13 protein-coding genes are annotated in these 13,495 nt (G+C 54.7%); 10 read left to right on the top strand and 3 right to left on the bottom strand.

Annotation, left to right across the window (positions count from 1 at the left end):
* Positions 1–255: 255 nt before the first annotated feature.
* From hexR to KUC_RS06230, 3 genes are all read left to right on the top strand, one after another.
* Positions 256–1,110, top strand: a complete 855-nt coding sequence (gene hexR / locus KUC_RS06240) for a transcriptional regulator HexR (RefSeq protein WP_007112294.1) — start codon at positions 256–258, stop codon at positions 1,108–1,110.
* 77 nt (positions 1,111–1,187) lie between these two features.
* Complete coding sequence (uvrD, locus tag KUC_RS06235; RefSeq protein ID WP_007112293.1) at positions 1,188–3,386, top strand: DNA helicase II; 2,199 nt, start codon at positions 1,188–1,190, stop codon at positions 3,384–3,386.
* Between the two features lie 203 nt (positions 3,387–3,589).
* The gene (locus tag KUC_RS06230) at positions 3,590–4,684 is read left to right on the top strand and encodes a TRAP transporter substrate-binding protein (RefSeq protein ID WP_040479716.1); all 1,095 of its coding nucleotides are present in this window, start codon (positions 3,590–3,592) and stop codon (positions 4,682–4,684) included.
* Between the two features lie 86 nt (positions 4,685–4,770).
* On the opposite strand, the gene KUC_RS06225 is transcribed toward KUC_RS06230, so the two are convergent.
* Positions 4,771–5,187, bottom strand: a complete 417-nt coding sequence (locus KUC_RS06225; protein ID WP_007112291.1) for an acyl-CoA thioesterase — start codon at positions 5,185–5,187, stop codon at positions 4,771–4,773.
* A 196-nt stretch (positions 5,188–5,383) separates the two neighbouring features.
* Here KUC_RS06225 and KUC_RS06220 point away from each other — a divergent pair, with 196 nt between their 5' ends.
* The 7 genes from KUC_RS06220 to KUC_RS06190 all read left to right on the top strand — a co-directional run bounded on the left by KUC_RS06220 (position 5,384) and on the right by KUC_RS06190 (position 11,910).
* On the top strand, positions 5,384–6,292 hold the full coding sequence (locus KUC_RS06220) for a PstS family phosphate ABC transporter substrate-binding protein (protein ID WP_007112290.1): 909 nt from the start codon (positions 5,384–5,386) through the stop codon (positions 6,290–6,292).
* Between the two features lie 116 nt (positions 6,293–6,408).
* Positions 6,409–7,521, top strand: a complete 1,113-nt coding sequence (locus tag KUC_RS06215) for an ABC transporter permease subunit (RefSeq protein WP_007112289.1) — start codon at positions 6,409–6,411, stop codon at positions 7,519–7,521.
* A complete protein-coding gene (gene pstA, locus KUC_RS06210) occupies positions 7,518–8,942 on the top strand; it encodes a phosphate ABC transporter permease PstA (protein WP_007112288.1) in 1,425 nt (474 codons plus the stop codon). Before KUC_RS06215 ends, pstA begins: the two co-directional genes overlap by 4 nt.
* Positions 8,936–9,751 carry a phosphate ABC transporter ATP-binding protein PstB gene (gene pstB, locus KUC_RS06205; RefSeq protein ID WP_040479713.1) on the top strand — a complete coding sequence of 272 codons (816 nt, stop codon included), beginning with the start codon at positions 8,936–8,938 and terminating at the stop codon, positions 9,749–9,751. Before pstA ends, pstB begins: the two co-directional genes overlap by 7 nt.
* A gap of 31 nt (positions 9,752–9,782) precedes the next feature.
* Positions 9,783–10,508, top strand: a complete 726-nt coding sequence (phoU, locus tag KUC_RS06200) for a phosphate signaling complex protein PhoU (protein ID WP_007112286.1) — start codon at positions 9,783–9,785, stop codon at positions 10,506–10,508.
* A 73-nt stretch (positions 10,509–10,581) separates the two neighbouring features.
* Positions 10,582–11,325, top strand: coding sequence for a sulfate transporter CysZ (gene cysZ / locus KUC_RS06195; protein ID WP_007112285.1), 744 nt, complete (start codon positions 10,582–10,584; stop codon positions 11,323–11,325).
* 87 nt (positions 11,326–11,412) lie between these two features.
* Positions 11,413–11,910: a copper chaperone PCu(A)C gene (locus KUC_RS06190; RefSeq protein ID WP_040479710.1), complete on the top strand. Its 498-nt coding sequence runs from the start codon at positions 11,413–11,415 to the stop codon at positions 11,908–11,910.
* 251 nt (positions 11,911–12,161) lie between these two features.
* Here the strand turns inward: KUC_RS06190 and KUC_RS06185 are convergent, their stop codons facing one another.
* Positions 12,162–12,464 (bottom strand): hypothetical protein, encoded by a 303-nt coding sequence (locus KUC_RS06185; protein WP_007112283.1) that lies wholly within the window; start codon positions 12,462–12,464, stop codon positions 12,162–12,164.
* Between the two features lie 622 nt (positions 12,465–13,086).
* Positions 13,087–13,404, bottom strand: a complete 318-nt coding sequence (locus KUC_RS06180; protein ID WP_007112282.1) for a hypothetical protein — start codon at positions 13,402–13,404, stop codon at positions 13,087–13,089.
* Between the last annotated feature and the right edge of the window lie 91 nt (positions 13,405–13,495).

Raw genomic sequence — 13,495 nt, 5'->3', positions numbered from 1 at the left:
ACTTCAATTATTACTATAACCTACTTGACAAAATGATGACCAATCTTAAAAAAACTGACAAACGACCTTTAAACGCTGACGAAACACGGCCCGATAGTTAGTGGCCCTATCCACTCATTGAGGCATACTGTGATCATCAGCATTGAAATAACGCAAAGCATAACAATGAGCAGATAGGCAGAAACGGTCGTTTCAAACGATCGTATATTGGCATACTGTTGGATACCTGTTAGTTGAGCACCCAAGGAGCTGAACGTGAGTCGCGCCCTGTTCGATGAGATGAGACGCCGCATGGAGCACTTTCGACGCTCCGAGCAAAAAGTGGCGCGGTTTGTACTGCGCAACCCCGAAGAGGTCATCCACATGCGCATTGTGGATCTGGCCACCGAAGCCACCGTTAGCGAACCTACCGTGGTGCGATTTTGCCGTGCGCTGGGGTGCAATGGCTTTCAGGACTTCAAGCTACAGCTGGCGCAAATGCTGGCCAGCGGCAGTCAGTTTGCGCAGTTCTCCATGAACGATAGCGACTCGGTCGCTGAGTTTTCCCACAGTATCTTTGACTCGACCGTGGGCACGCTGCTTTCAGTGCGTGACCGGCTGGATAACGAAGCGCTGGGCCGTGCGGTAAACGCCCTCGCGATGGCCAACCGGGTTGAGTTCTATGGCTTTGGGGCTTCCGGCGCCGTGGCCTTTGATGCCCAGCACAAATTTTTCCGCCTACAAATTTCCACTTCGGCCTACGCCGACCCGCATATGCAGAATATGTCGGCAGTGACCTTGAACGATGGCGACGTGGTAGTGGCGATTTCGCAAACCGGTCGCACCAAAGCGCTGGTTGCCAGCGTGCGCTTGGCCCGTGAAGCGGGCGCGACGGTGATTGGCCTCTGCCCCAGCGGCTCACCGCTCGCCGAGGAGGTCAGCCTGCCGCTATATATTGATGTCCATGAAGATACTGAGATCTATACCCCGCTTAGCTCACGCATTGCACACTTGGTGCTAATTGACGTGCTTGCCGTGGGCGTCGCCAAAACCCGCGGCCCGAAACTCGCCGAACAGCTTAAAGCGGTTAAAAAGAGCCTTAACACGCTGCGCTTTCCTGAAGAATCTTAATCGTTAACCTGTATACACAGCCAGTTCGCTGGCTGTGCTAGACTAGCCGCCTATTTTTTGATCCGGCAGCGGCTTATATGGACGACGTCACGGCGATTCTCGATCAACTCAACTCCGCCCAGCGCGAAGCAGTGAGCGCCCCCCAAGGCAACCTGTTGGTGCTCGCAGGCGCTGGCTCCGGTAAAACCCGTGTGCTGGTGCATCGCATCGCCTGGCTGATGCAGGCCGAAGGGCTATCACCATACGCACTGCTAGCAGTTACCTTTACCAATAAAGCCGCCAAGGAAATGCGTACTCGCCTCGAGGCGCTACTTAGTATCTCGATGCGCCATGTCTGGGTGGGCACCTTTCACTCCATCGCCCACCGCCTGCTACGCACTCACTGGCAGGACGCCAAGCTGCCGCAACACTTTCAAATCATCGATTCCGACGATCAGCTTCGCCTGGTCAAGCGGCTGCTGAAAGACTACTCCATCGATGACGAACGCTTCCCGCCGCGCCAGGTGCAGCACTTTATTTCCGGTTGTAAAGAAGAGGGCCTTCGCCCCCACCAGGTTAACGTGGACGGCGATGCCTACATGGGCCAGATGGTCGAGCTCTACGAGCGCTACCAGCTCACCTGCGAGCGCGGTGGCTTGGTTGATTTCGGCGAGCTGCTGCTCAGAAGCCTGGAGCTCCTGCGCGATAACCCGCCGCTGCTGAAGCACTACCAGGAGCGCTTTGGTCACGTACTGGTGGATGAGTTTCAAGATACCAATACGCTGCAATACGCCTGGCTAAAACTGCTCACCGGCATGCAGACGCCGATGACTGCGGTAGGCGATGACGACCAATCAATCTACGGCTGGCGCGGTGCCAAAGTTGAAAATATCAGCCGCTTTGAGCATGAGTTCCCGCAAACCCACACCGTGCGGCTTGAACAGAACTATCGCTCCACCAGCGCGATTCTGGAAGCTGCCAATACGCTGATCAGCCATAACAGCGAGCGCATGGGCAAGAACCTGTGGACCGACGGCATCGAAGGCGAGCCGATTTCGATCTACGCCGGGTTTAACGACCTGGAAGAAGCCCGTTATATTGTCGATACCATCAAAGAGAAAGTCGACGAAGGCTTTAACCGCCGCGACATCGCTATTCTTTACCGCTCCAATGCCCAGTCGCGGCTGATGGAAGAGACGCTGATTCGCCAGGGTATGCCCTACCGTATTTACGGTGGCCACCGTTTTTATGAACGCTTAGAAATCAAAAATGCCCTGGCCTACCTGCGCCTGATGCTCAACCGCGACGACGACGCCTCCCTGGAGCGTGTCATTAACGTACCTACCCGCGGTATCGGCACACGCACGGTGGAGATTGTCCGCCTGCGCGCCCGTGAACAGGGCATTCAGCTGTGGCAGGCGCTCCACGATTCAATTAACGACGGCACCTTAAAAGGCCGCGCAGCCAACGCGGTGCAAGCCTTCGCCAACCTGATTGAGCAGCTGGATAATGATTGCTCGGGCATGGCGTTGCACGAAATCATCGACCATGTGACGATCCACACCGGCCTGATTGAACATCATAAAAGCGAGCGCGGCGAGAAAGGCCAGGCACGGGTCGAAAACCTGGAAGAGCTGGTCAACGCCGCCCGCGCTTTTACCCAAGGCGATGTGTTTGAAGCGCCTGAGGCGGGCGAAGGCATGGCGGCGCTGGAAGCGTTTCTGTCTGAAGCCGCCCTTAACGCTGGCGACCACGAAGCCGAAGAGTTTGAGGATAGCGTACAGCTGATGACATTACACTCGGCAAAGGGCCTAGAGTTCCCGGTGGTGTTTATTGCTGGCGTCGAGGAAGGGCTGTTTCCTCACAAGATGTCGCTGGAGGAGCCGGGCAGGCTCGAAGAGGAGCGGCGACTCTGTTACGTCGGCGTCACCCGCGCCATGCAGAAGCTCTACCTCACACACGCCGAAACCCGCCGCCTGCACGGCAAAGAGGTGTTCCCACGCCCATCGCGTTTCTTACGCGAGCTGCCGCCGCACCTACTCGAAGAAGTCCGTCTGCGCGGGCATATTTCCCGCCCGGTCACCGCGTCGCGTACCTCCTTTGCCCAGCAGAGCATCGAAAGTGACGGCGACATACCCAGCCTTCATGTCGGCCAGGGAGTGGAGCACCCGGTATTTGGCGAAGGGATTATTCTTAACGCGGAAGGCGAAGGTGCCCGCGCCCGGGTACAGGTAAGCTTTGAAGGCGAAGGGGTCAAATGGCTAGTGCTCGGTTTTGCCAAACTAACGCCGCTATAAACCGACGGTTCGTGCATGGAAAATGGCCCTTATGGCGCTGATACGCCAAGGCTACAGCATGAAAGACGCCAGCGATGAGAATCGAAAGGCTTGCGAGCCAAATCCGCTATACAGCATACTAATGCGCTTACACTGCGCCCTTAGCGCCCGATAACAAGCGCCTTTATAACAATACTTTGATCACCTTTGGAGTTTTGCTCACCATGCAACGCCGTCACTTCCTCAAAACCGCCAGCCTTGGCGTCGCCGGGGCCGTTGCCGCCCCCTTTGTCACCACCTCCAGCGCGCGCGCTCAAGAGACCTATACCTGGGACATGGTCACCTCGTGGCCAAAAAACTTTCCTGCCCTGGGCACCGGTGCGAATGATTTCGCCCGCCGGGTAGAGCAGCTCTCCAACGGCCGCATGCAAATCCGCGTCCACGGCGCAGGTGAACTGGTACCTGCCCTGGAAGTATTCGATGCCGTGGCTGCCGGTACCGCTGAAATGGGTCACTCTGCCTCTTACTATTGGCGCGGCAAAGTGGCTGCCTCGCAGTTCTTTACCGCCGTACCGTTCGGTATGACGACTACCGAAATGAACGCCTGGTTATACCATGGCGGTGGTCAGGAGCTGTGGGATGAGATCTACGCCAATCACAACCTGAAGCCGTTTGCCGTGGGCAATACCGGCACGCAAATGGCGGGCTGGTTCAAGAAAGAAATCAACTCGCTAGACGATATGCAGGGGCTGAAACTTCGTCTGCCTGGCTTGGCGGGTGAAGCGATGAACGGCATCGGCGTCAGCACTGTGAATATTCCAGGTTCAGAGATTTTCACCTCGCTGCAAACGGGCGCGTTGGATGCCGCTGACTGGGTGGGGCCGTATAACGACATGGCATTTGGTTTGCACCAGGTGGCTGACTACTACTACACCTCGGCGTGGAACGAGCCCTCTGCCGTACTGGAAGGCACGATCAACCTGGATGCCTGGAACGCGCTGCCGGAAGACCTGCAAGACGTGATCCGTGAGGCCGCACGGGCGTCTAACCTGGCCATGATCAGCGAATTTGCCTTCCGCAACGCGCAAGCTCTGGAAGCTCTGGTCGATGAGCATGGCGTGCAGCTGCGAACCTTCCCTGAAGACGTTATGGCCGCGCTTTACACCTCTTCGCAGGAAGCCATCCAGCGCCAGGTCGACAACGACGAGGATTCCCGTCGTGTGTACGAGTCTTATTCTGCGTTCCAGAAATTGCTACGTCCGTTCAGCGATGTTGGTGAATACGCCTACCTCAAGAACCGCGATAACGTCGGTGGTTAATAAACCGCCAAGTGGGTAAGCGACAGACATAGCAAAGGGCGCACTAAACGCCCTTTGCTGTTTTGGGAAGCAGACTTAGTGAGGAACTAGTCGCTATGCACCGCGCGGATTCGCCCGTTATCGTCCAGCGCAACCATCACAAAGCGCGCTTCGGTGACTTTCTGGCGCTCCTCTATACGCTGCCCATGATGAGGCCGCACCCAAACCTCTACGTCAATTTTGATCGAGCTATTGCCAATCTCTTTTACCTGGGTGTAGACACTGACCATCGAGCCAACGCGCACGGGGCTTAAAAAGTCCATGGCTTCAATCGCCACGGTCGCCGTTCGGCCACCCGCTTCACGCCCTGCAGCCAGTTCAGCCGCCTGATCCATTTGATTGACCAGCCACCCCCCGGGAATATCACCATAAAAATTGGTATCTTGGCGGGAAGCCAGTAATTTTAAAGTAAGTTGGCCCTGAGGGGCGGGTACGTCGTCCAAATCGGTTTCCAAAAGAGTCATGTGTTAGTCGCTTAGTCAGTTTATTGTTGTAAACGTTGCTGAGTGGCACGTTGTTAATGAGTGTTGCTGCATCGCAACACAAAGGAATGGATTCAGTTAACCATAAGAGGACGCTCGTTTGAATACTCGTTTGACGACTCTTTTAACAACTTTTTTAACAGACAGGGGCTCACCTTTCGCTATACGGCATATTTTATTGCGCTATGCGGCGATCACCCTGCTGCTGGCGACGCCCCTGGCCTGGGGGCAGTCAGCACCTATCAGCGGCACCTTAGGCGCGGTGGGTTCTGACACCATGGCGGGGCTGATGCTGCGCTGGGGCGAATCCCTTACCACCCGCTATCCGGACGTAAAGCTGCAATTTCAAGCGAGCGGTTCGGCCAGCGCGCCAACAGCCCTGGTGGCCGGCACCACCCGGCTTGGCCCGATGTCTCGGCCGATGACCAGCGAAGAGCGCGATAACTTTATTGAGCGCTATGGCTACCCACTCCTGGAATTAAAGGTTGCCCGAGACGCGCTTATCGTTGTTGTACACCGCCATAACCCGCTGCGCGCGCTAACCCGCCAGCAGGTCGATGCAATCTTCTCGACTTCGCGTGCCTGCGGTGCCGAGGCGCCGATCAGGCGCTGGGAACAACTCCCGGCAACCCGTGATTGGTCATTTGGCCGTATTGCGTTACATGGGCGTAATCTTGCCTCGGGCACTCATGGGCTATTTCAAGAGCGGGCATTATGCGGCGGATATTTTCGCAACGATATCAGTGAACACCCAGGCTCATCGGCAGTGGTCGCCGCTGTTGGCGAATCCGCCAATGCGATGGGCTACGCCGGGTTTAACCACCTAACCCCAGCTGTGCACGCGTTGAGCCTCTATAACGATGGTGGCACCGCCATACCGCCCGATGAAGCAGCGATACAAAGCGGTGATTACCCGCTGTCGCGCTACCTATATCTCTACGTGAACTTACCGCCTGGAGAGACCTTACCCCCAGCCGAGCAGGCACTAATCAGCTTGATTATGTCCGATGAAGGCCAACAGATTGCTCGCGCATCCGGCTTTGTTCCGTTAACCCCCAGTGTCCTTAACGCACAACAAAGGTGGTAAACCACTGTCATCTAAATGACACATAATTATCTTAGGGTAAGGAACCTGTCTATGCACTGTCTTTCAATACATATTGGTCAGTTCTGTGATCACCTCGGTTTTGCCATGATATCGCCATGACCCCACCTCGGTTAAGCTCTTCTCGACAGCGGCTGCTGCAGGATCGCGTGGCTACCGGTTTAATTACCGCGGGCGGCGTGGGCGTGCTGCTGGCAATTCTGGCGATCGGCGTTTTTTTGGTGTGGGAAACCCTGCCACTGCTGGTGATTGGCGATACCTTAGCCCTGGCTAAGCTCTCACCCCTGGCCTGGGGCACCCTCAAGGCCGCGCTAGCTGCGCTGCTATTCGCCATTCCCGTGGCCTTAGGGGCCGCAATTTACTCTGCGCTGTTTATGTCAGCGCGCCTGCGTTCGCGCATCAAGCCCGCGCTCGAAATGATGGAGGCTATCCCCGGTGTGGTGGTGGGCTTTATTGCCGGGCTTATTTTGGCACCTTGGGTAGAGCGTCATCTCGCCAGCGCTTTAATGCTGATCATTTGGCTGCCGCTCAGTGCTGCGCTGGCCGGTTTACTCTGGCAGTTGGCAAAAACACGCTTACGCCGTCGATTACCGCTTTCCTGGGCAGGTCTCTGGCTAGTGCCCTGGTTTGTCTTCATGGTGGCGATAGCGCTATGGCTCGCACCATGGTTAGAGCAGCATTGGTTAGGCGGTGACCTACGCCAATTGCTCGACCAGCGCTACGGCATGGATTACGCCACCCGTAACGCGCTGATCGTCGGCATTGCCATGGGGTTTGCGGTTATCCCCAGCATCTACTCACTGGCAGAAGACGCGCTGGCCGATGTGCCTTCGACCTTAATAGAGGGCGCCCAGGCGCTGGGTGCCAGCCGCTGGCAGGCGCTGTGGAAAGTGGCACTGGTGGCAGCGGGCCCAGGTATCTTCTCGGCGATAATGATTGGTGCGGGCCGGGCGGTGGGCGAAACCATGATAGTACTTATGGCCAGTGGCAATACTGCCCTGTTTAGCGCCAGCCCCTTTGAGGGAATGCGCTCGATGGCCGCGGCTATCGCCATCGAGCTACCTGAAGCGTCACCCGGTAGCCAGACTTACCATCTGCTGATTTTGGCCGCGCTGGTGCTATTTATATTCACGTTTCTGGTCAACACCCTTGCCGAGGTCGTCCGCCAACGCTTGCGCCGCCGCTACCGTCAGATAGGAGGTACACTATGACCTCTGTCTCGGCCAACTCCGCCTCTCGCCACCCGCGTTTTAGCCGGGTAAATGACTTATGGCCCTGGCTATGTGCAGCCAGCGTAGCGCTTTCCCTGCTGATGCTGGGCGCCCTACTCACGTTACTGCTGGTACGCGGGCTAGGGCACTTTTGGCCCGCCACGCTAGAAGAGATCACCCTTAGTTCAGGGGAAACCTTTGCTGGTCAAGCCGTACGTGAGGTCGCTCTGCCCCAGCAGGACGGCGATGAACGCCTTTACTTCACCGGCAACCAAGATATCGATGGCGTTCGCTGGCGCTGGGTGGCGATTGATGAAATTGTCGAGCGCGCCCAGCCAACCGACTTGATTCGTTTGGACCGCAGCCCTTGGGGCGACTTTATCGGCCGTTTAGTGGCAATTGAGCAGCACGGCCAGCGCTGGGAGGGAGACGCCGCTTGGCAACAGTTGGCGACTCTCTTAAAGCTACCCGCCAACCAGCGCCAGGAGAGTCAGCTGCTGCTCACCACCGTAGACGGCCAAATCCTGCGCCAACCGCTGGCCAACGTGGTGAGCGCTCAGACGCCTAATGCCATGGCATGGTGGCAGAAAACGTTCGCCTGGGGGGATGCGGTTTGGCGGTTTCTGAGTGAGGGCCCACGGGCAGCCAATACCGACGGTGGCGTCTGGCCAGCGATATTTGGCACGGTGCTAATGGTGATTTTAATGTCAGTTATCGTGACCCCGTTTGGGGTGCTGGCAGCCATTTATCTTAATGAAATCGCTCATCAAGGTCGGCTAACTCGGCTAGTCCGCATTGGTGTGCGCAATCTGGCGGGTGTCCCGTCGATTGTGTATGGGGTATTTGGCTTAGGGGTGTTTGTTTACGGCGTTGGCGGCTCGCTGGATGAGTGGTTTTTCAGCGATACGCTGCCGTCACCCACGTTTGGCACTGGCGGCCTGCTATGGGCGTCACTCACCCTGGCACTGCTGACCCTACCGGTGGTGATTGTGGCCACAGAGGAGGGGCTGGCGCGGATTCCCGAGGCTCAACGTGAAGGGGCCGTGGCGCTCGGTGCTACCCGCTTAGAGATGCTCACCCGCATCGTGCTGCCCATGGCAGCCCCCGCCATGCTGACGGGGGTCATTTTAGCGGTTGCCCGCGCGGCTGGCGAGGTAGCGCCATTAATGCTCGTTGGCGTCGCCAAACTAGCGCCACAAATGCCGATTGATGGTGAGTTTCCTTACCTACATTTAGAGCGCAAGTTCATGCACCTTGGCTATCATTTATTTGATACCGCCTTTCACGGCGAAGATGTGCAGGCCGCCATACCGCTGGTTTACGCCACAGCGCTACTTTTAGTGTTGATTGTGCTGGTGCTTAACCTAACTGCCATATTTCTGCGTCATTATCTTAGGCGTCAACGGGGAAACGAATGCTAGCGTCATTACATTCATCCAATACCTCTCAGGCACCAGTGGCGCACTTTTTGTCCGAACACAGCTGTCTGAGTATCGATCACTTTAGCCTCGCCTACGCGGGGAAAGAGGCATTGCGCGACTTAACCCTTAGCGTTCCGCGTCATCGTGTAACGGCCTTCATTGGTCCGTCAGGCTGCGGTAAGTCGACGTTGTTGCGGGCGATTAACCGCTTGCACGATCTCAATGAGTCGGTAACTCATAGCGGCCAGGTCAAGCTGGAGGGGCAAGATATTCATGACCCGCAAATGAATGTGACGGAGCTGCGGCGGCGTGTCGGGATGGTATTTCAAACGCCCAACCCCTTTCCCATGTCGATCTATGAAAACGTTGCTTTTGGCCTGCGACTGCAACAGCGCCTTCCCAAGCGCAAAAGGGACGACATTATTGAGTGGGCACTAACATCCGCCGCCCTGTGGGATGAAGTGAAAGATCGCCTGCACCGCTCCGCCTGGCAGCTTTCCGGTGGTCAGCAGCAGCGCCTGGTGATTGCCCGCACTTTAGCAGTTCAGCCCGACGTGCTGCTGCTTGATGAACCTGCGTCAGCACTCGACCCGATTTCAACCCTCAAAATTGAGGAGTTGATCCGCAACCTCAAGTCGGAGCTGACGCTGGTACTGGTCACCCATAATATGCAACAAGCGGCGCGCGTATCGGATTACACCGCCTTTTTGCATCAAGGTGAGCTGGTTGAATACGGGCCTACCGATCAAGTCTTCACCAACCCCCGTTTGCAACGCACCGAAAACTACATCACCGGCCGCATCACCTAGGCCTTAGCGACTGAAACGTCAGGAGTGCTCCATGGATATTACTAGCGACTCTCACAGCCAGCATATCTCTCGCCAGTTCAACCAGGAGCTGGAAGAGCTGAAAACCCACCTGATGGCCATGGGTGGTCTGGTGGAAAAACAAGTGCAGGATGCTGTCTTTGCGCTACTGGAAGGCGACACCCGCTTGGCCGAACAGGTGCGTGACAATGACCGTCAGGTCAACGACCTGCAGCTGCAAATCGACGACGAATGCACCCGCGTACTGGCGCGCCGTCAGCCTGCAGCGTCCGATTTGCGTCTGGTGCTGGCCGTCATCCGTGCCACCTCAGACCTTGAGCGAATTGGCGATGAAGCCAGCAAAATCGCCCGCAACGCGCTACTACTCAGCGAAAACTCTAGCACCATCCGTGGCTTGGTAGAGGTGCGCCACATCAGCGAGCACGTGCGTAAAATGCTCCGCGACGCACTCACCGCCTTTGCCCGCTTCGATACCGACCTGGCTATGCAGGTCGTGCGTGAAGACCAGCTAGTTGACGACGAGTACAGCAGCGCTATGCGCTCGTTAATGACCTTTATGATGGAAGACTCGCGTTCAATCACGTCGGTACTCAGCATAATGTGGGTACTGCGCGCGCTGGAGCGGGTAGGCGACCACGCCGATAACCTGGCGGAGTACGTGGTTTATCTCGTCAAAGGCCTGGATATTCGCCATAGCGACACCGACGACCTGGATCCGAAGGTGCTAAAAAAGTCTTGACCTGATAGGGGTTTCCTCCTGCAATACGTCCAGGCTGCGGCCTGGACGTTGCAATCACGAGGAGCTCACCATCATGCTGGATGCTGTCACTGCGCTTAGCCGAGGTACACGCTGTGTATATCAGCCGGGAATGCGCCGCTATATTTTTCTGCCGATTCTCGTCAACCTGATTGTCTATGTGAGTATGTTCAGCTTTGTCCTCAACCGCTTCGACGGCTGGTTGGCTCATTGGATGAACATGGTGCCTGCCTGGCTGGATTGGCTGACGTGGCTTATCTGGCCCCTGTTTGTGATTAGCCTGTTAGTAGTGGTGTTTTTTACCTTCACGCTGGTTACCAGCCTAATTGCAGCCCCTTTTTACGGATTTTTGGCCGCCAAAGTTGAAATCCTAGCCACTGGCCGTGAACCGCTTGATGACCGAAATCTGACCAAAACAGCCATCGATGCCGTCGGTCGCGAGTTCGTTAAGCTCGCCTATATTCTGCCGCGTGCCGCGGGCCTGTTTGTGATTAGCTGGATTCCAGGCGTGAATTTAGTTGCCCCACTACTGTGGGCGCTATTTTCTGCCTGGGTGATGGCCATCACCTATTTGGATTACCCAATGGATAATAACAAGGTGACGTTTGCCGATATGCGTCAACGGCTCTCTAAACGCTGGTGGCAAAGCCTCAGTTTTGGAGGACTGGTCACGCTAATCACCTGGATTCCACTGGCCAATCTATTTCTGATTCCCGGCGCCGTAGCGGGTGCCGTACTGCTCTGGGATGACCACTACAGAGACGCACGTAGTGACGTACGTGGCATCATGCCGCAGTAGGTGCTTATTACCTAGGCTACGCCACTTTGCTACCTTTACGTTTTGCTCGTCTATTCTGGACTCAATCAACAACAAAGGAATAAATGCATGATAAAACCGATGGCTTGGCTTGGTGGCGTACTCTTGATTGGCGCTATGTCTATTTCGATGACGTCTATGGCGATAGCCCACGACGTGCAAACAGACGCTATGCGTATCGCCCACCCCTTCGCGACGCCCACCCCGCCAGGTGCTGCCAACGGCGCCGCCTATGTGGATATCACCGCCTTTTCAGATCCCGTTACTCTCGTGGGCGCGAGCAGCCCTGCGAGCAGCAACGTTGAGCTGCACGATATGCAAATGAACGGCGATATGATGCAGATGCGGCATGTGGAAGAGATTCGTGTCGAGGCTGGGGAGACCTACACTATGCGACCTGGTGGCGGCTTTCACTTAATGCTGATTGGATTAACAGAGCCGCTAAAAGAGGGCGGGCGGTTCCCCCTCACGCTCACCTTTGCTGAACAAGGTGATGTGGACATTGAGGTCTGGATTCAAAGCGCCCAAGAAGGCAGCGAAGCTGCTGATGGACATCATCACCATTAGTGGCTGTGGCTGCTATAAAAAACTAGACCCCGCATCAGCAGGGTCTAAGGGCACAATACTAAGACAATGACTAGCGCTAGCTTCCTTTCCTTTTGTGGGACTCCAACCTTGGAATTTAACCCTGACCAGCGCTCTGATTGTCGTTTGATTCATTCCTTGAATCGTTGTGCATCCGTATCGGTGTGACACGCTTTCACATGTTTAGGTCACACCTTAAGCGTAATGTATTTCTTCACAATTGCAAACTTTTGTTACCAAACGTTTCCGTCACCTTCGTCCTGGGTTAAATCTTTTGCGGTGTACTCTGCTTGAGTGCTAGTCCGATGCGACTCTGCCTTAATAACTTTAGGGCGGTCGCCTTCGTCGTACATCAAATCAGATGGGCTAAAATCAGCTTGTTCGGTTGTACGCTGTGATTGAACCTGCATAGGCTCATCGTCAACCGTTAAGCCTTGATTGGCTTTGATGGAAAAATTTGCAAATGCAAGTGGACTTGCCAGCAAACCAAATGAAAGACCCACAACGGCTGCTTTTTTAACAAATACGTTAAACATAAACTTTACTCCTGTTGACTGTTTGATACCGCTGAAGTGAAGTGAGAAGAACCTTCTGGCTCACATCTCACTGCGGTTAGCTTCACTACTACTGGAATGCATATGTAATACCAATCACCTTTTTAAAAAATTAAATCATTTAAAAACAACTATTTATATAGTATATATTGCGCACAATAATATGTTACAAAAAACAAAAGCGCGCTAAATACATGTGCACAAATGACACATGTGCAAAATTGTCTGTGCCTTTATGACACACTCCGCAGAGTGCCCAATAGGTATGTATGTCAATACTCTTCATACCAGAATCGACACCTTAGGTTAAAAGAGAAACGAGAAAAGTGCTGGAGAAGAGGGGGGGAGGGGAAAAAGTAGGCAGCAAAAAATTAGGCCCCGCATTAACGGGGCCCGATATCAGAATTGGTTATAGGTAATGACTAACGCTAGCTTCCACTCCTTGTGCGGGACTCCAACCTTGGAATTTACCCTAACTAACGTTTTTGCTTACCTATTGATTCATCCATGAATCTGAAAAGCATCCTTGCCTTTGTAACATCCTGTTGATCGCTTCTTCATCCGATGAAAAAGCCTTCGATGATATCTAAAGCGTAATTACTGGTTAGTTACTGCCGTCATTTTCTTCGACAAGGTCATCTTTATCAAAGTCAGCATTATTTGATTGGCTGCTTGAACGAGGCTTCATGTCGCTGGCATCGTCGCCTTCGTCACTGGTTAAATCGTGCTGACCATTTTCGTCTGTACTATCGTGGCTAGTGGCAGTGCTTTGGGGATCCATTGGCTGCTCATCAGCCGTGATACCTTGATTCTCGTCAATAGCAGTATTTTCGTCTGTTTGTGCAAAAGCTAATGGGCTTGCCATCAAGCCAAAAGAAACACCTAAAATTCCAGCTTTCTTGAGAAAATCCTTGGACATCATATTCCACCTCTGATCGCTGTTTGGTACTGCTTGGTTAAGAAAGAAAGGCTTACTAAAAGCCAGCAATTCCTGCGGTCATCTTCCTTAATTT

Source organism: Vreelandella boliviensis LC1, assembly GCF_000236035.1.
Classification (GTDB): Bacteria; Pseudomonadota; Gammaproteobacteria; order Pseudomonadales; family Halomonadaceae; genus Vreelandella; species Vreelandella boliviensis.
This window is presented reverse-complemented; position numbering and strand designations above follow the sequence as displayed.